The sequence below is a fragment of the Ruminococcus flavefaciens ND2009 genome (genome assembly GCF_000621785.1).
Lineage (GTDB): Bacteria > Bacillota > Clostridia > Oscillospirales > Ruminococcaceae > Ruminococcus > Ruminococcus flavefaciens_C.
This window is the reverse complement of the sequence record NZ_KK211346.1, coordinates 352,810-369,309: the sequence shown is the minus strand read 5'-3', so window position 1 is coordinate 369,309 and position 16,500 is coordinate 352,810. Positions and strand designations below refer to the sequence as shown.

Genomic DNA, 16,500 nt, shown 5'->3' with positions numbered 1-16,500 from the left:
CACGGAGGAACAATGCTTGGATTCAGAGACATCGATATAACAGACAAGGAAAGGATAACCATAGCTCTTGAACGGTCACAGTTTATGGGCTGCGAATACAGCTTCGCCAATAATATGGCGTGGAAGCGGCTGGGAGATTCACAGATAGCCTTTTACAAGGACTTCTACATCTGCTGCTCTTTCCGCTCCGAGGACGGTATACCGAGATTTTTCTTTCCCTCAGGCGAAGGAGACTACCAAGAAGTCATCGGCGTTATGAAAGAATACGCCTATTCTCTCGGCAAGCCCCTGAGGATAGCAGGTATCACCGCGCCTACTCTCGAAATGCTGAATAAGCTCTTTCCCGACAGCTTTACCGTGGATACCGACGAGGGCGACTGGGACTATATCTACAATTCCACCGACCTCATAGAGCTTGCAGGCAGGAAGTACCACGGCAAGAGAAATCACCTCGCCCGTTTCAACGAGACCGGTGCTGAGTTCTCACTGATGACAGAAAAGGACTTTGATGACTGTATCACCTTCAGTGCTGTTGAATACAACAGCAAGCCCGAGGATATGGATCATTCCTTTATTGCCGAGCAATACGCGATCAACACCTACTTCAGCTATTTTGACGAGTTAGGGCTGAAAGGCGGAGTCATCAGAATCAATGGCAATGTGGCTGCCTTCACTATCGGCGAAAAGCTCAATAACGAGACCTTCTGTGTTCACATCGAGAAGGCTGATACGCAATTCAGCGGCATATATACAGGCATAAACAACCTTTTCGCAAAAGCATGTGCCGCAGATTATAAATACATCAATCGGGAGGAGGATCTGGGTCTGGAAGGACTCAGGAAAGCCAAGCAGTCCTATCACCCCGCTTTTCTCCTCAAAAAATATACTGTTACATTTAAATGAAAGGAACGGATCATGATCTACGTTTTTCTTGCAGACGGTTTTGAAGAAACCGAAGCCATCGCTCCCATCGACCTGCTCAGGCGTGCAGGCAAGGATGTGGTGACTGTCGGTGTCGGCGACAATATCATCAGAGGCTCACACGGTATCCCCGTTGTGACCGATACTATCGCTCAGGAGGCTCCTCTCACAGATGAGCTGGAGATGATAGTCCTCCCCGGAGGTATGCCCGGAACTCTCAATCTTGAAAAGTCAGACTACGTTCAGAAGGCTATCGACTTCTGCGTTGCCAATAATAAATATATCGGAGCAATCTGTGCAGCTCCTTCTATCCTTGGTCACAAGGGACTTTTAAACGGAAAGACTGCTGTCTGCTATGAGGGCTTCGAGACTCAGCTCACAGGTGCAAACATAGGTAACAGCGGTGTTGCCGAGGACGGTATCTTCATCACTGCAAGAGGTGCAGGTGTTGCCGTTGACTTCGGTCTCAAGCTTGTAGAAAAGGTTCATTCAAAGGCAGAAAGCCTCAGACAGCGTAACGCTATACTTTGCGACTGATATGGATAATAAAAAAGAACTGCGAAAACAATATTCCCACGCCCGTGCCGAGGTAAGGGACAAGGTCTCAAAGGATATGGACATCATCGAAAGGCTGCTTGAAGAAGAAAAAATAGCCGAGGCTGACCATATACTGCTCTATGCCTCATTCGGCTCGGAAGTTGATACATATCTTCTCATCGACAAGCTCATAGAAATGGGCAAGAGCGTGGCACTGCCCAGATGCGGTCAGGAACGTTCCATGACATTCCACCTTATAAAGTCGGTGGCGGATCTTCATGAGGGTATGTACCGTATCCCCGAGCCCGACAGCTCACTCCCCCAGCCTGTTCTCACATCAGAGACAGTATGCATAGTCCCGGGACTTGCTTTCACCGAAGAAGGCGGCAGGATAGGCTATGGCGGCGGATACTACGACGAGTTTATCATTGATAATCCCGAGATATACACTATAGGTCTCATCTATGAGGAGCTTATAGTGGGCGAGCTGCCGCTCTTGCAGCACGACCTGAGAGTCGATATGATAGTAACTGAAGAAAGGACGGTGCTCTGCAATGCCTGATAATAAGAATAATGACGTTATCAACGATATTCTTAATCAGCTCGATAATGAAAAGAAAAAAACAGAAGCAGAGTCTGCAAAACTGAACGAAAAAGCTGAAGAAAAACCGGTAGAAAAGGTCCGGGAGGCTTCTTCAAAGCCTGATGCTCCCAGACCCGTTGTGTCACACAGAGCTTCACCGCTCCAGCGTGAGACTTCGGCTCAGAGTCAGAGAGTAACACGCAATGAAGCTGCTCACAGCGCAGAAAAACCTGCGGCAGAAGCGCCCAGACGCCCTGCACAGAGGCCTCCTATGGGCGGCGATGCTGTTCCTGTCAGAAACAGCGCAGCGGTAAAGCGCAACAATACACACCATAAGAAAAAGAAGAAAAAGAGAAGAAGCAGGCTCCCGGGCGTACTTATTCTCACTGTATCTATTTTTGCTGTATCCATCTGTCTCTCTATGGTCATCATAGCCTTCGGAAGAGATATGCTCGGAATCGGCAAAAGTGACGCAACCAAACTCATAATAGTTCCCGAGGGCGCTACTACCGAGCAGATATCGGAGCTCCTTCACGATGAAGGCATAATCAATTCGCCCAAGTGCTTCCAGATGTTCACTAAGCTCCGTAAAAAGGCAGACATCTATCTCCCCGGAGAGCACTTCGTAAGCCCTAACATGGCTTATGAGACCATTATAGATACCCTAACCAATGAGGAGAAGAAAGAAGACAAGGAAGCAGTCACTATAACTTTCCGCGAAGGAATAAACATATTTCAGGCAGCACAGTTACTCGAGGAGGAAGGCGTCTGCAAATCCGGAGATTTCCTGTTCCAGTTCAATTCCGGCGGATTCGGATACAGATTTGAGAGCGAGCTCCCGCAGACTCCAAATGCTTCAAAATTTGCCGATGCCCGTATGGAGGGATACCTCTTCCCCGATACCTACACCTTTACTAAAGAGATGGAACCCGAACAGGTTTGCCAGAAGATCTACTTCAACTTTGATCAGAAGATGACAGATGAGCGCCTTGCTAAAATGAAGCAGCTTGGCCTTACTCTCGATCAGCTCATCATAATGGCTTCCATCGTTCAGCAGGAGGCTCCTAACAGAGAAGACATGAACCACGTCGCCGGCGTTTTCTGGAATCGTCTGGAAAAGCCTGAGGAAACGGCAGGCAAGCTCCAGTCAGATCCTACAAAGAACTACGCTTATGACGTTATCAGACCCAGACTTGCAGTCGCAAACAAGGAAATGCTTGACGCTTACGACACCTATGTATGCGTAGGTCTTCCCCCCGGAGCTATCTGCAATCCCGGTCTGTACGCTATCGACGCTGTACTTGAAAAGATGCCGACAGAGGACTTCTACTTCATCGCTAATATCTATACTCAGGAGACATTCTTCTCCAAGACCTATGAGGAGCACGCAATGAAGACAGCTCAGGTCAAGGCTGACGAGCAGCAGTATGAAATAGAAGAAGCCGAGCGTAAGGAACAGGAAGAGCTGGCTGCAATGGCGGAGGAAGAGAATGGCTAAACTTGAAGTTCTTGCTCCCGCAGGTGATGAGGAACGCTTCACAGCGGCTGTGGATTACGGTGCAGACGCTGTGTATCTGGGACGCAAGCAATTCGGAATGCGTTCTTCTCCCATGAATTTTGACTTTGAACAGCTTTGCAGAGCCGTGGAAACGGCTCATGCAAAGGGTGTAAAGGTATATCTCACCTGCAACACACTCCCCAGAAATAATGAAATACCTCATTTCGAGCAGTTCGTAAAGGAAGCCGTGGAGGCGAAGGTGGACGCTCTCATCGTCGCTGACATCGGTCTGCTCATGCTTATAAAACAATATGCCCCTGATATGGAGATACATATCTCCACTCAGACAGGCATAGTAAACTATGTGACCGCGCGGGAACTTTACAACATGGGCGCCAAGAGAGTTGTTCTCGCAAGAGAGCTCTCACTTGAGGAGATCGCTGAGATAAGGGCTAAAACAAGTCCTGACCTTGACATTGAGACCTTTGTTCACGGTGCAATGTGTGTTTCATTCTCGGGAAGATGTCTCCTTTCTCAGTATCTTGTGAACCGCGACGCAAACCGCGGTGAGTGTGCACAGCCCTGCCGCTGGGGATACCATCTTGTCGAGGAAAAGCGCCCCAATGAGTTCTTCCCTATATTCGAGGACGAAAAGGGTACATATATCCTCAATTCCAAGGATATGTGCATGATAGAGCACATCGACAAGCTTGCTAAGGCAGGTGTTACCAGCCTCAAGATAGAGGGCAGAGCAAAGTCTGCTTACTATGTAACGGTAGTGACAAATGCCTACAGAATGGCTGTGGACCACTATTACAAGGATCCCGATAACTTCGTTCTCCCCGACTGGATAAGAGATGAGGTGTACAAGGTAAGCCACAGAAAGTATTGCAACGGCTTCTTCTTCGGAACTCCGGTGGAGTCCCAGTACTATGAAAACAGCGGCTATATCCGCAACTATGACGTTGTGGCTGTTGTGGAAAGCTGTGAAAACGGTACAGTTTACTGTACTCAGAGGAACCGCTTCTTTGCAGGCGATACAGTGGAACTTCTCGCTCCCTCGCAGAAGCCCGTGGAGATTATCCTCGACAAGCTCTATGACGAAAACGGCAAAGAGATCGAGACCGCCAACCACGCGATGATGAAGTTCTCGTTCAAATCTGACCTTACATTCCCAAAGGGCACTGTCATCAGAAAAGAAACAAAATAAAAATAAGGCTGATACTTAACGTATCAGCCTTTTCTTTTGCTTATTTGTCAGCCTTTTTATAGTTTTTGTAGCCAAGCTCATCAAGCTTGTCCGTAAGCTCGTCAACTGTGTTCTTGGCAGCAGTATCATCGGAAGTTATGGTGATCTCGGTCTCCTTGTCAAGCTTGCCGATCTCGGCAGCAAGTGCGTCCAGAGTCATCTTTTCGTTGTTGAAAAGATAGTCATGACCCGAAACTGTTATCTCGGCAGCGTTCTCGTCCTTGCCTTCCTCGGTTGTCGGTTCAGCCTTATCAACTGTCTCGGAAGCCGATGTATCGTTCTTCTTGCCGTCACCCGAATCCTTGCCAAAGCCGCCGAATCCCTTGAAGTAGATAAGCGCGAAGATCAGAGCTGCTATGATAAGTACAAGCAGTATTCCAAGTATTTTTTTCATTTTGATTACCTCACTTTGAAATATTTATTGTTGTAAAATAGAGATTTTTGTATTCTCTCTGAATACTCATGATTGCCTTTTCAACTGTAGGGACCGCCGCCTCTGTTCCGAAGTCATTTCCGTTGAAGGTCAGTGTGCTGATTATAACATCATCGGGAGCATAGCCCGCCTTCTTCACCATTTCCTTCAGCTTGTCCTTAAGCTCCTTTGAGTCATCAGAGCTTATCTCGCCTATCCTCTTGTTTCCTGAAAGAACGCTTAATGTCCACACATCGCCTTTTTCTACTTCATGCAGATTGAAGCTTATGCCTTTTCCGTCATTATATGCCGACAGCGCCTGCTGATTCTTTCCTGCGTTGGCGTCAGCAGAGAGTATTCGTTCCCACTCCTCGTCAGCCTTCTGTCTCCATTCAATCTGTTCCTTCTCATTCTGCTCCTGCATCTCGGTGTATGATGCTTCAGCCGCCTTTGCTTTTTCGGTGGCATTTTCAGTGTCGATACTGCTGTAAAGCACGAAGAAGAAAAGAATGATCATTACCACATCGAGAAGAGACGTAAAATCCAGAATTATTTCCCTGACTTTCATGTCTTATAACCTCGACTGCTTCTGCGACTCGTCAATTCCGCTCTTGCGAAGCTTCTTGATGAGGGAGAGATGACGCTGTATCAGGTCTTCAACATCGGCAAAAAATCTGGCATTTATGATCTTAAAAGTAACTGCGAAGATAATGCCCCAGGCAGTAGAGGTAAGCGCACCGAAAAAATTGTTTTTTGCGCTGCTTATCGCATCTGCTGTTGACATATCAAGTCCCAGAAGAGCAATAACAGTTCCCAGCATACCAAGCAGAGGAAAAATGGATATAAGCGTAATGAACAAAGTGTAGTTTGAGTTTATCTTGCGATAGCTGTCGAATATCTTGTCCACCCTGTCAACATTGTAAAGATCGTCGCTGGACGCTTCCCAATCATATATCTCATTGTCAACAGCCTGTCTGTTCTGATGGAGCATTACTGCTACAATTGCTGTAATAACAGCAAATGCAAATATTATTATATTGTAATATGGAGAAACGGCATGTCCGAATTTTGACCAGAAGCCCATTTTTACCACCTCATTCTCTATTATACAGCATTAATATGTAAAATGCAAGGTTTTTAACGAAGATTTGACAATAAAAAACTCCGCTGTTATGCGGAGCGGATATTATGATTCAGTTTTGTCTCTTTTCTCTTTTTATATTTATTATGTGGGCGCCGAATGTGGCTACTGCTCCGATAAGGAGTATGAGGTAAAATGTAAGTCCGCGGCTGATAAGAAGTGCTGGCTTTACAAGGTTCTCGCCGAATATTCCTGTGAAAGTCAGCAGGAAACAACCCTCGGAAATTCCTGCCGCACCCGGAAGCGGAAGCATTTCCACTGCAACAGCTATGATTATCTGCAATGTAAGTATGTCGATGAAGCGTGTTCCGCTGAGACCGTATGCCTTATAGACGATCCATGTAACTGAGAACAGACATATCCTTTGCAGCGCCGTCAGCACGAATATCTTGAATACAACTGCGATATTCTTCTTGATGTAATCGGCTCCCATTGCGTATGTATCGCATATCCTTATGATCTTTTCGGTGTATTTATCCTTGTGTTTGCGCTTTATGACTCTCAGCTTTGAAAGCAGTCCCACTGTCTTTATACCAAGAGCTCTCGCCCAGATAGGTTTCATGAACACCAGCAGCAGCAGCGCAACAAAGGCAAGGTTAAGCACAAATCCAAGAACTATCAGCCATTTCATATCGCCTGCGTACTGTGAGACCGTTCCGAAATTAAATATCAGGAAACACAGCGCCAGCAATATGAGTACCGATTTATATGCTATAGTTATCAGCAGCATTATCAGGGTGGAATAGCCGATCTTGATCTTGTCCTTCTTCATATGATACATCTGCATTGGCTGTCCGCCTGTGGAGGACGGAGTGATGTAACTGAAAAAGAAGCCGATAAACGAGTATTTCAGGCACCGGAAGAAGCTGGTCTTCTGTTCAAGGACTCTGAGCATATAATGTATTATCACCGACTCCCCTGCAACAAAGGCGACAGCGGCTGCCGCACCGCCGGCGATCCAGCGCATATCAGCGCTTTTAAGGTCGCGGATTATCTCGGGAAGCTCCTGTTCCTTGAATATGAGGTGCAGGGTAAAAAGAGTTATAACAAGAATAAGTGCGATATTCAGCGTATATTTCAGTATTTTCTTGATTTATGTCACCCCCGCGCTATAATGAAAAAGGTATAGTTACTTAACTTAAATTATAACATATCATTTATTCGTTGTCAACATATATCGCCTTTTTACCACATTATTCCGCTTATCCTGCATATATTCCAAGTGGAGCGACAATAATTCACGTTTATTCTAAAATAAGAAGGACATATGAGGATAAATCATTCTATCTTCCTTTAAAGATGATCTCGTTTTCAAACAGCTCTCCCCCACCGATTGTCATTACTTGGGGCTTGCTGCTATCTGCCATAAGCTTTCTTACGACACGAAAGAGCGTTGCACATGAACTCCTTACAGATGAATGATAAACGAAAAAAGCTCCCTTTCGGGAGCTTTTTCCTTTGCACTATATTCTTATTCGGGAAGCTTATTAATAAGCTTGAGGAGATACATCTGGATAGTGAGAGCATCATCACTTGTGAGTCCGTTGCTGTTGCCTGTAACATCAGCATTTGCCTTTCCCTGCTTTGTAAGGTGTTTCTCAGCTGAGCCTGTGAGTCCATACTTGTCGGGGTTTGCAAGGGACTGCATAACAAGGATAGCGTCAGCAAGCTCTACAACTCCGTCACAGTTTGTATCACCGGGAGTTACCATCTGATATACAACGTCAGATGTAGTGGTAGTTGTAATCTCGGGTGTAGTTGTTGTGGTCGTAGTAGTGGTAGTTGTAGTTGTTGTTGTTGTCGTAGTAGTTGTGGTTGTTGTTACCTCAGGCTGGGGATTTGCAGAACCGTCTGTAAGTGAGAGCAGATATGTCAGAGGAGAATTCCAGTAAATGGTGATCTCGTTTGTGGAATAGCTCTCCGAATTATCAACGAAGCGCTTTGCAGCGGGGAGATCCTTACAGTAAGCCTTTGCAGCGCTGTCCTCAAGGTTCTCGTTTACACCGCCTGCAAGCATACCCTTCATTGCATGGCCGACAGCCATTGAAGGACGGTGGTGAGGATTCTCGGGAGAAACTGTACCATAGCCTGATACGAAGCAGATAGAAACAGGGTTTACGCCAAGGAGGTAGCCCAGCTCAGCATTTGCACCGTTGAGGTACTTATCCTGTCCTGTGAGCTGATCGGCAAGTCCGAGGATAACACCTGCATTGGCAATAGTCATGTTGCTGCCCCAGTTATACTTTGTTATAGCCGAGCCATAGCTGGAATTATCGATCTTTTTCAGCATGGAATCAGCCTGGCTCATTACTGCTGTATATGCATTCTTGTAAACATTCGAGTCCTTGTCAGCATCCTTCATGGTCAGGATAGCGATATTTCCGTAATCGCCTACTGTTGACCAGTCGAGACCGGTATAAGCTGTGTTTACAGATGAGAGATACTTCTGGTCACCTGTTGCACGATACATCTGTACGGCTGCCCAGTAACGCTCGTCCTTGTCTGTCTTGTCACCGTACTCACCAGTAACGATGTCTGAAGGATTCTTGAACAGGAAGTTGGGGTTAGCCTCAAGCCATGCCCATGACTTTTCGGCTGCTGCCATACACTTGTCTGCAAAGGTCTTGTCGTATTTCTCATAGAACTCAGCTGCCAGCGCCATTGAAGCACAGAAATCAGCTGTTGCTGTGGAGCTTACGGGAGTTACGATAAGAGGAGCCTTTTCTTCTGTAGGCATAACATATCCGGGGAAGTTCTCACAGGATACCTTGTGGTATGCGCCTCCGTCGGAAGCCTGCATTTTCATCATCCACTCAAGCTCAAAACGTGCTTCGTCCAGAACATCGGGAACACCGTTTCCGCTCTCGGGGATATTGATGTTGTCGCTGTAAAGATCGGGAGCTGCCTGGTATGCGTAAAGGAGGTCCGCAACAGCCTTTGCAGCAGGAACTACATATCTGCCGTAGTCACCTGCATCGTGCCAACCGCCAGAAACATCGATCTGCTGGTTGGTGCCATAGACAGTTGCCATGCTCGTATGACAAGCTGCATGACCGAACTCTGCGTCATTTACCTGAACACCGCAGCGCTGGAGGTAAAGCATCCTTACGCTGTCGTCAATAAGCTTTGAGTAAACATTGTCACCTATCTCAAATGTATAGGAGTTGTCAAGACCGTCGCAGGCGATGTAGTACTTACCGGCTTCCTTCACTGTTGAGAAATCACCGGTGTAATTGATCTCATTAGCAGAGGAGTTGTCTCTTCTGTTTTCAAGCTTTCCTGTATAAACTGTCTGCTTGGTATCAGCATTTACTACCTTGAACTCGGACTGGTTTGTCACGTCGCGGAATACAGCGACCTTCTTTGCATCTGTCCTGTAGCCCACCTGATTTATGTTTATTGAAGGAGCATAGGGTCTGTCAGCAGCGTAATCAACATTGCTGTCATCAACAAGCTCCAGCGAAACGTTGTCTATATAGATGGTATGCTCGGGAAGTGCGCCCTCATACTTCTCCTGTATTCCGCAGTTGAATACAAGCTTTGCCATGATGTCTGTATCTTCTTTCATGGTGAACTCATAATCAATGGTCTGGGGAGCAGTAGTAAGGTTGAGTCCCTTCCATGTATAAGCCTGATATGTACCGCCGTTCTGCTGGATCATTCCCTCAACGAAACGGTCCTGTGTTGACCAGATGTCATACTTCAGACGATATACACCGTTCTTGTAAAGAGGAACGATGTCATAGAATACCTGTACGGAATAGTTCAGCTTGCCCACATCTGATATTTTCAGCGCAAGCTTTCCGTCTTCACCTTTAAGCGTGCAGACACCGCCGCTCTCCTTGTAGGTGCCCCAATCACTTACTCCGCTATCGAATGTGGAGTTAGAGATCAGATTGCTGCCTGCTGAAGCCGGAATAGCCGACACAGGAACAGCTGTTACCATGAGTGCACACGCCGCAAGAGATGCAGCGCATTTCTTTAAAACCTGTTTTTTCATAATATTTCCCTCTCGTTCTGTGGTTTTACCACGTTTTGATACTTATATTGTAGCAAATAAATTGTTCATAATCAATAACATAACGCACTTATTGTATAACATTTTGTGCATTACTTTTTGTGCAGACAATTAAAGCCGTATTTTTTCTGTATCCCCGATAACAGAGTATTACTGCACACTTAAATCATATATCACTATAACCTATTGTCAAAAAGCAGCATTGCACGCTCTTATATATCATCAGCACAAAAGTTATATCCGCTCTCCAATGTTTCCGATAATATAAATCAAGTCTGAGGCAAAGATAAAAAAGACATTTTCGGAAACTGTTGCAATCAGCATAATTACATGATATAATATGAGAAAAGGATTCACTTTTTTACACACAAAATTACAGAGGAGTGATATTATGTTAGCTGATAAGGATTTGTTTTCGCATATCGAGGAAGAACTCGTAAAAGAAGGCGTGATCAACAAGTTTGAGAAGGAAAACGGCATTATAAAGGGACGTATGATGATAACCCTCGGCGAAGTCCCGAAAAATCTCACCGACGAGATAAAACGCAGCGACGATGACGTTGCTTTTATCGGCACCTTCGATTTCTGTGACTCTGCTGTGGGAATTCTGTTTGATCCCAAGAAAATGGACTTCACCTCGCCTCTGTGGGTCTCTCTACAGACCGAATACGCTATGCGCCCACAGGAAGAATGGTGCGATTTCTTTGTACATACTATTACCAAAAACGTAAAAGGCAACGGCTCATTCACCGTTCCGATCTACACCTTCATATCCGATAATGGCAGCTTTACTGTAGCTCCTCAGGAGAAATAAAAACAAAAGCACGAAGATCCCTATCCTCGTGCTTTTAATTATTTATTCAGCCAGTTGATCAGACAACCGATTTCCTTCTGTAATCTGTAATATCGCTTCCAAGTTTGGCATAAAGCTCAGCCACAGTCAGCTCCTTGTTCCTCAGGGCAAGAAGCTCGGCATCTGTACAGCCGATGAACTCCACAAAATCTACCTTTCCGTTTGGAGTATCAATAGAACCTGCGTCAGTATCCAAGATCATGATAAATCCTGTAAGCGCACTCTTCTGATGAAGATCTATACCTGAGGTCTGCCCTGTGTAAAGATACTCATTGGCTCTGAAGCACTCACCGTGCTCAAAGGTAATACGTGCTATCTTCTGGAATATGCCGCAAATACAGCGGAGCTCCCCTTCCTCGCCAGCCGGATCGATACAAGATTTTCTCAGCTTGAGAGTGAACTCCATACCGTATCCGCTTATATCGGGATCATCGGTCTCCTTTTCAAATATCTCACTGACCCCGTATGTGACAAAGTGATAGTACTCCCCTGCCTCATAAATGCTTATACCTGTAAGCGGATCGTCGCCGCCAAGCTCCCAGGGTATAAGAACTCCGTAGTGCTTGGGATCCTTCTGATCGGGATAGAGCTTCTCAAAGGCAGCTGTTATAGCGTCCCATCCCCTGGTCTCGGTCTTCTCGATCTCAACGGTATCATCATCTTTTTTGCCGAACTTGTCGAATAAACTCATGGTCATTCCCCCTAAAATAAGATCATTACATATATTATACATTATTAAAGGAGTCAAGTCAACAAAAATCGCCTGTAACTAAACAGATACAGGCGATTTCAGTAAAATTATGCTTTCATTGTAAAAAGAAGTTGCTTTTATTATATAGTTGTGGTATAATCAGCTGGTACGGAACCCGTTTTCAGCCTCAGACGTATCCTGTCAGTCACAAGTGCTATGAACTCGGAATTGGTAGGTCTGCCGCGATAGCTGTCGGCAGTATAGCCGAAAAAATCGTTTATCATTTCGGCATTGCCTCTGTCCCACGCTATTTCGATGGCGTGTCTGATAGCACGTTCAACTCTTGATGACGTTGTATCATACTTCTGTGCCACGCTCGGGTAAAGCTGCTTTGTTACGCACTCCATTAGCCTGGCATTTTCAACTGCACTTAGTATTGCTGTTCGCAGATAATGGTATCCCTTGATATGCGCCGGAACGCCAAGCTTCTGTATCACCTCGGTCACAAGTATCTCCGTATCAGTACAGCTTGGCTGGACAGTCTTACGGCACACAGATTTTACGATCGAAGGCAATGACTCAATATCAAATGGCTTTGCAAGGAAATATGCAGCGCCATTTTCCAGTACCTGTCTCTCGATAAAGCTGTTGTCGATCTCCGATACAACTATGAATGCAGGTACATTCACAAGTGATTCCCTGACCTGTTTTATAAGCAGTAGAGCGTCTGTATCAGGCAGCGTCAGATCCGCGAATACAACGTCAGGTTTATCATTGAGAATGGAATCAAGTATCGCTCTGCCATTGTTCCTTCGGGTATAAGCGATCATACCGCTCTCCCTTAGCTTAGCTGCTACTTTTACTCCGTTTGATGCTGAATCGTCTCCGATCAATACTTTGATTCTTTCATTTTCCATGATAGGTCTCCTTTTCTTGTTACTACAACAACTATTTTACACCTATCGGAAGTGAAATACAAGGGGTATTTTACGCGCAAATTGTCGAAAAACAAGATTATTTATGATTTTCTGATCATTATTGGATCATATCAGATAATTGCCTTGTATTTTGTTATAATAAAACTTCAATATGGTTATAAAATAAATATATTTTAATATCCCTTGACATTACTTGGAATTTGTAGTATAATATTAAAGTACTTTGCGAGTGTGCTGGAATAGGCAGACAGGCACGTTTGAGGGGCGTGTGTCGAAAGACGTATGGGTTCAAGTCCCATTACTCGCACCAAAGTACGGACAGATGGCTGAGCTGGTCTAAGGCGCACGACTGGAACTCGTGTATACGTTAATAGCGTATCGAGGGTTCGAATCCCTCTCTGTCCGCCAGAATTAAAAAGCCTGTATTTCGAGGGAAACACCGAAATACAGGCTTTTCTGTTACCTACAGAAAACAGTTTCAACTGCATTTTTGTAGTTGCGTGTGAAGAAAAAACAGGCAAAATTCACACGAATTCACACGAAATTCACACGACGATAGGTGGTATAAACGTTATTGAAAGAAGCCAGCTCCCGTGAGGGAGCTGATTCTATTTAAAAATATTCATTAACAAAAAGCTTTCAATGAATGTTACCGTTACTATACTCTTCCAAGAATTCAGCTGCACTGATCCCACCCTTTATCAGGTGACTTAGCCTGATCAGTTCTTTAGGACATTCTTCCATCTCTGACTCTTTGCATGATTCAATACGGAGCAATGAAAAATCCCTTTGGATAAATACACCGCCGCTGGAATGACAAGCGTTCTTTTCAAATACCACACACCTTACGGTCATATCGTTCATATCAAGACCTGTGGTTTTTATAGGACTTCTGTTATCCTCAACGACGACAGCAAATGTATTGTCATAAGTGAATACAACAACATCACCGGTTGCGTAACGATGCGGGATCCAAGCGTACGAACTGTATATACTCCAGTTGATCCTGTCATTATTTTGATTCCACAAATCATACGGCTCACCATTTTCATTGATAAGTGCTGTTATATCTGTAACATTTTCAAATTCATTTATTCTCGCTTTTACTATACAAAACTCATTTCCAGAATAACTATTCTTTATTCCATCTATGGCTGCTTCAAAAGTATCAAATGTTCCATGGAAACCGATATTATCTGTGGCATGAGCGCTAAAAACATGATTATTGTCAGGACGGTACATATCAGCAAGAAACTTTTCGGTAGAATCAATGTACTTTTTTAAAGCTGATTTAAGGTCAATTTCTCGGCAATAGTATGTTCCCTTGTTGAAGTCTTCTTTTGAATAGGTATCATATCTCTCTTTCAGTGCTTCTAACTTCTTCTCTATTGAACATCTGCGACTACGGATTATCAATATGCATTCTATCGCAGGTTCAAGTGTCTGATATTTGAGATGTTCTCTCAAAGTATCTGAGTCAATAAAATCAAGTACGGATGTTTTCATTTTATCTCTCCCTTTATACGACAACTAAAGATGAACTTCATAGTCTTATATGATTTAAAAATAAAAACCTTGAAAGGAATTGAAATCTTGTATGTTATCAAAGGGAAGCCTAAAATGTCCAGACAGTTCCAAACAGTCCACTGTGTCATACCCTTTCTTCATAAATTCGCTGAGCTTAAGTAAATCTTTGTTACATTTTGATATTTCATCAGGACTACAGTATTCAACATCAAGCAGCGGGTATGCTTCTTGACGAAACAGTGTCTCGTTAAAATTAGGAGCATTTGTTTCAATAGTAATACACTGTATTTTCATTTCACTGAAACAAATACAAACTCCATTTACTGGCTCAAGAATATCAGTTACAACTGCAAATGAGTTATCATAATTCCATTTTATTATGTCTCCTTTTTTAAAACAATGAGGAATAGAAAAATGGGCAAATTGAAGATCTTGATTATCATCTTCAAATGAATAATTGTTTCGTACATCATATGGAATTGCATATTCATTTAGATGTAGCATTATTTGAGTATAAGATTCAGAATTGTCAAGTTCCGATCTAACTATGATTTTTCTTTTTTTTTCATCTTCGGTTCTTATCGTCGCCATTGCAGAAGCCAATGATCTGTAAGCGCACTTATTGCTTCTTTTTGAAACTTTATCTATGATAGTAAAAACGAAATCAGCATTTACCTCATTCATTTTTTCAAGTAATTCTTCTTTTTCATCAATACTTTTTTTCAACACAGTTTTGAAATCATTAGCATTACACAGCCAATAACGGCCCTTTTTGAAATCCTCAGATGAATATGTATCATACCTCTCTTTCATAGCTTCAAGTTTTTGCTCTATTGAACAATTTTCGCTATTTACAATCAATAGACACTCTATTGCTGGTTCGAGTACTTGAGTGCTGAGATGTTCTCTCAGTGCATTGGACCATATAAAATCAAATACAGATGTTTTCATAGTTAATACCTCCAAAATTGATTTGAAACTATTGATTTTTCGTTTCTCTATGATATAATATAACAAAGACTATGTACGAAAAAGCGAACACACCTATCCGTATACTATAAATAGAACAAACAGAGCGAGGTGCGACTATGTACACGATACAGCCCAAGAAACTGATGATTATCAATATTCTCGATATATTGAAGAAATATACTGACGAAGACCACAGACTCTCTCAGAAGGACATAGTGGATATTCTCAAAAAAGAATATAGTATGCCTGCGGACAGAAAAGCAGTAAAGAGCAACCTGATGAACCTTGTGGACTTCGGATATCCTATCAATTACAGCGAATCGCTTCGCAAGGACAAAAACGGTGAGGAAAAGACTGTTCTGACCGACTGGTACCTCAGCCACGACTTCAGTGATGCAGAACTGCGCCTGCTTATTGACGGACTCCTGTTCTCCCGTCATATTCCATACAGTCAGCGCAAAGAGCTCATCACGAAGCTGGAGGGACTCTCGTCAGTATACTTCCACAGCAAGGTACGCCATATCTGTACTATGCCAGATGACAGCGGCTCGAATAAGCAGCTCTTCTACACTATCGATGTTCTCGATGAGGCTATCGAAAAGAAGCGTCAGGTCGAGTTTGAGTATTGCAGCTACGGTACCGACAAGCAGCTCCACCCACGCAGGAACGATAACGGAGAGATACGCAGATATATCGTAAATCCGTATCAGCTTGCGGTTATGAGCGGTAGGTATTACCTTATCTGCAATTATGATAAGTACGACAAGCTATCCAATTACCGTGTGGACAGGATCAGCGATATCCGTATGCTCGATACTCCGATAAAGCCTGCGGACAAGGTCGACGGATACAAGTACGGACTCGATCTTGCTGAACACATGGCAGAGCACATTTATATGTTCACAAGCGAGAAGACATATGTGAGGTTCCGTGCCAATAGCTACATTATCAACGACGTCATCGACTATTTCGGGACTGACATTGATATTTCTGACGTAACAGACAAGGACTTTATAGTCCGCGCACATATCAGCGAAGAGGATATGTTCAAGTGGGCGGTGCAGTATGCAGGTCACGCTGTGGTTCTTGAACCCGCTCCCCTCAGGGAGCGTGTCATAAATGAGCTGAAAAAAGCAATCAACAACTATGAGGATGAATGA

General features: G+C 44.1%; 16 protein-coding genes and 2 tRNA genes. 9 read left to right on the top strand and 9 right to left on the bottom strand.

Going from position 1 to position 16,500, the window contains the following annotated elements:
- The first annotated feature begins 12 nt into the window (after window positions 1–12).
- From T488_RS0108495 to T488_RS0108475, 5 genes are read left to right on the top strand one after another with little or no spacing between them, the layout of a single operon-like run.
- Window positions 13–903, top strand: coding sequence for a DUF2156 domain-containing protein (locus tag T488_RS0108495; protein WP_028520401.1), 891 nt, complete (start codon window positions 13–15; stop codon window positions 901–903).
- 12 nt (window positions 904–915) lie between these two features.
- The gene (locus T488_RS0108490; RefSeq protein WP_028520400.1) at window positions 916–1,458 is read left to right on the top strand and encodes a DJ-1 family glyoxalase III; all 543 of its coding nucleotides are present in this window, start codon (window positions 916–918) and stop codon (window positions 1,456–1,458) included.
- Between the two features lies 1 nt (window position 1,459).
- Complete coding sequence (locus T488_RS0108485) at window positions 1,460–2,020, top strand: 5-formyltetrahydrofolate cyclo-ligase (protein WP_028520399.1); 561 nt, start codon at window positions 1,460–1,462, stop codon at window positions 2,018–2,020.
- Window positions 2,013–3,539: an endolytic transglycosylase MltG gene (gene mltG, locus T488_RS17470; protein ID WP_051536401.1), complete on the top strand. Its 1,527-nt coding sequence runs from the start codon at window positions 2,013–2,015 to the stop codon at window positions 3,537–3,539. The genes T488_RS0108485 and mltG overlap by 8 nt, the downstream gene beginning before the upstream one ends.
- A complete protein-coding gene (locus tag T488_RS0108475; RefSeq protein ID WP_028520398.1) occupies window positions 3,532–4,749 on the top strand; it encodes a peptidase U32 family protein in 1,218 nt (405 codons plus the stop codon). The genes mltG and T488_RS0108475 overlap by 8 nt, the downstream gene beginning before the upstream one ends.
- Window positions 4,750–4,789: 40 nt before the next feature.
- Here the strand turns inward: T488_RS0108475 and T488_RS0108470 are convergent, their stop codons facing one another.
- The 5 genes from T488_RS0108470 to T488_RS0108450 form a co-directional block, all read right to left on the bottom strand.
- The gene (locus T488_RS0108470) at window positions 4,790–5,182 is read right to left on the bottom strand and encodes a hypothetical protein (RefSeq protein ID WP_028520397.1); all 393 of its coding nucleotides are present in this window, start codon (window positions 5,180–5,182) and stop codon (window positions 4,790–4,792) included.
- Window positions 5,183–5,192: 10 nt separating this feature from the next.
- Window positions 5,193–5,768: a biopolymer transporter ExbD gene (locus tag T488_RS0108465; RefSeq protein WP_028520396.1), complete on the bottom strand. Its 576-nt coding sequence runs from the start codon at window positions 5,766–5,768 to the stop codon at window positions 5,193–5,195.
- A 3-nt stretch (window positions 5,769–5,771) separates the two neighbouring features.
- Window positions 5,772–6,191, bottom strand: a complete 420-nt coding sequence (locus T488_RS18755; protein ID WP_196243291.1) for a MotA/TolQ/ExbB proton channel family protein — start codon at window positions 6,189–6,191, stop codon at window positions 5,772–5,774.
- A 202-nt stretch (window positions 6,192–6,393) separates the two neighbouring features.
- The gene (locus T488_RS0108455; protein ID WP_278245084.1) at window positions 6,394–7,395 is read right to left on the bottom strand and encodes a lysylphosphatidylglycerol synthase transmembrane domain-containing protein; all 1,002 of its coding nucleotides are present in this window, start codon (window positions 7,393–7,395) and stop codon (window positions 6,394–6,396) included.
- A gap of 417 nt (window positions 7,396–7,812) precedes the next feature.
- A complete protein-coding gene (locus T488_RS0108450) occupies window positions 7,813–10,341 on the bottom strand; it encodes a glycoside hydrolase family 9 protein (RefSeq protein ID WP_028520394.1) in 2,529 nt (842 codons plus the stop codon).
- Between the two features lie 409 nt (window positions 10,342–10,750).
- Here T488_RS0108450 and T488_RS0108445 point away from each other — a divergent pair, with 409 nt between their 5' ends.
- On the top strand, window positions 10,751–11,173 hold the full coding sequence (locus tag T488_RS0108445; RefSeq protein ID WP_028520393.1) for a hypothetical protein: 423 nt from the start codon (window positions 10,751–10,753) through the stop codon (window positions 11,171–11,173).
- Between the two features lie 58 nt (window positions 11,174–11,231).
- Here T488_RS0108445 and T488_RS0108440 read toward each other — a convergent pair whose 3' ends face one another.
- Both T488_RS0108440 and spo0A read right to left on the bottom strand, forming a co-directional pair.
- Window positions 11,232–11,903, bottom strand: a complete 672-nt coding sequence (locus T488_RS0108440) for a suppressor of fused domain protein (protein WP_028520392.1) — start codon at window positions 11,901–11,903, stop codon at window positions 11,232–11,234.
- 140 nt (window positions 11,904–12,043) lie between these two features.
- Entirely contained in the window at window positions 12,044–12,820 is a 777-nt protein-coding gene (gene spo0A, locus T488_RS0108435) for a sporulation transcription factor Spo0A (protein ID WP_028520391.1), read from the bottom strand.
- 246 nt (window positions 12,821–13,066) lie between these two features.
- On the opposite strand from spo0A, the gene T488_RS0108430 reads away from it, so the two are divergent.
- Window positions 13,067–13,151, top strand: a tRNA-Leu gene (locus tag T488_RS0108430).
- A 6-nt stretch (window positions 13,152–13,157) separates the two neighbouring features.
- A tRNA-Ser gene (locus T488_RS0108425) sits at window positions 13,158–13,249 on the top strand.
- 231 nt (window positions 13,250–13,480) lie between these two features.
- Here the strand turns inward: T488_RS0108425 and T488_RS0108420 are convergent.
- Together T488_RS0108420 and T488_RS0108415 are read right to left on the bottom strand one after the other, a co-directional pair.
- Window positions 13,481–14,347 carry a hypothetical protein gene (locus T488_RS0108420; protein ID WP_028520390.1) on the bottom strand — a complete coding sequence of 289 codons (867 nt, stop codon included), beginning with the start codon at window positions 14,345–14,347 and terminating at the stop codon, window positions 13,481–13,483.
- Window positions 14,348–14,401: 54 nt separating this feature from the next.
- The gene (locus T488_RS0108415; protein ID WP_028520389.1) at window positions 14,402–15,319 is read right to left on the bottom strand and encodes a hypothetical protein; all 918 of its coding nucleotides are present in this window, start codon (window positions 15,317–15,319) and stop codon (window positions 14,402–14,404) included.
- 137 nt (window positions 15,320–15,456) lie between these two features.
- On the opposite strand from T488_RS0108415, the gene T488_RS0108410 reads away from it, so the two are divergent.
- Window positions 15,457–16,500, top strand: a complete 1,044-nt coding sequence (locus tag T488_RS0108410) for a helix-turn-helix transcriptional regulator (RefSeq protein ID WP_028520388.1) — start codon at window positions 15,457–15,459, stop codon at window positions 16,498–16,500.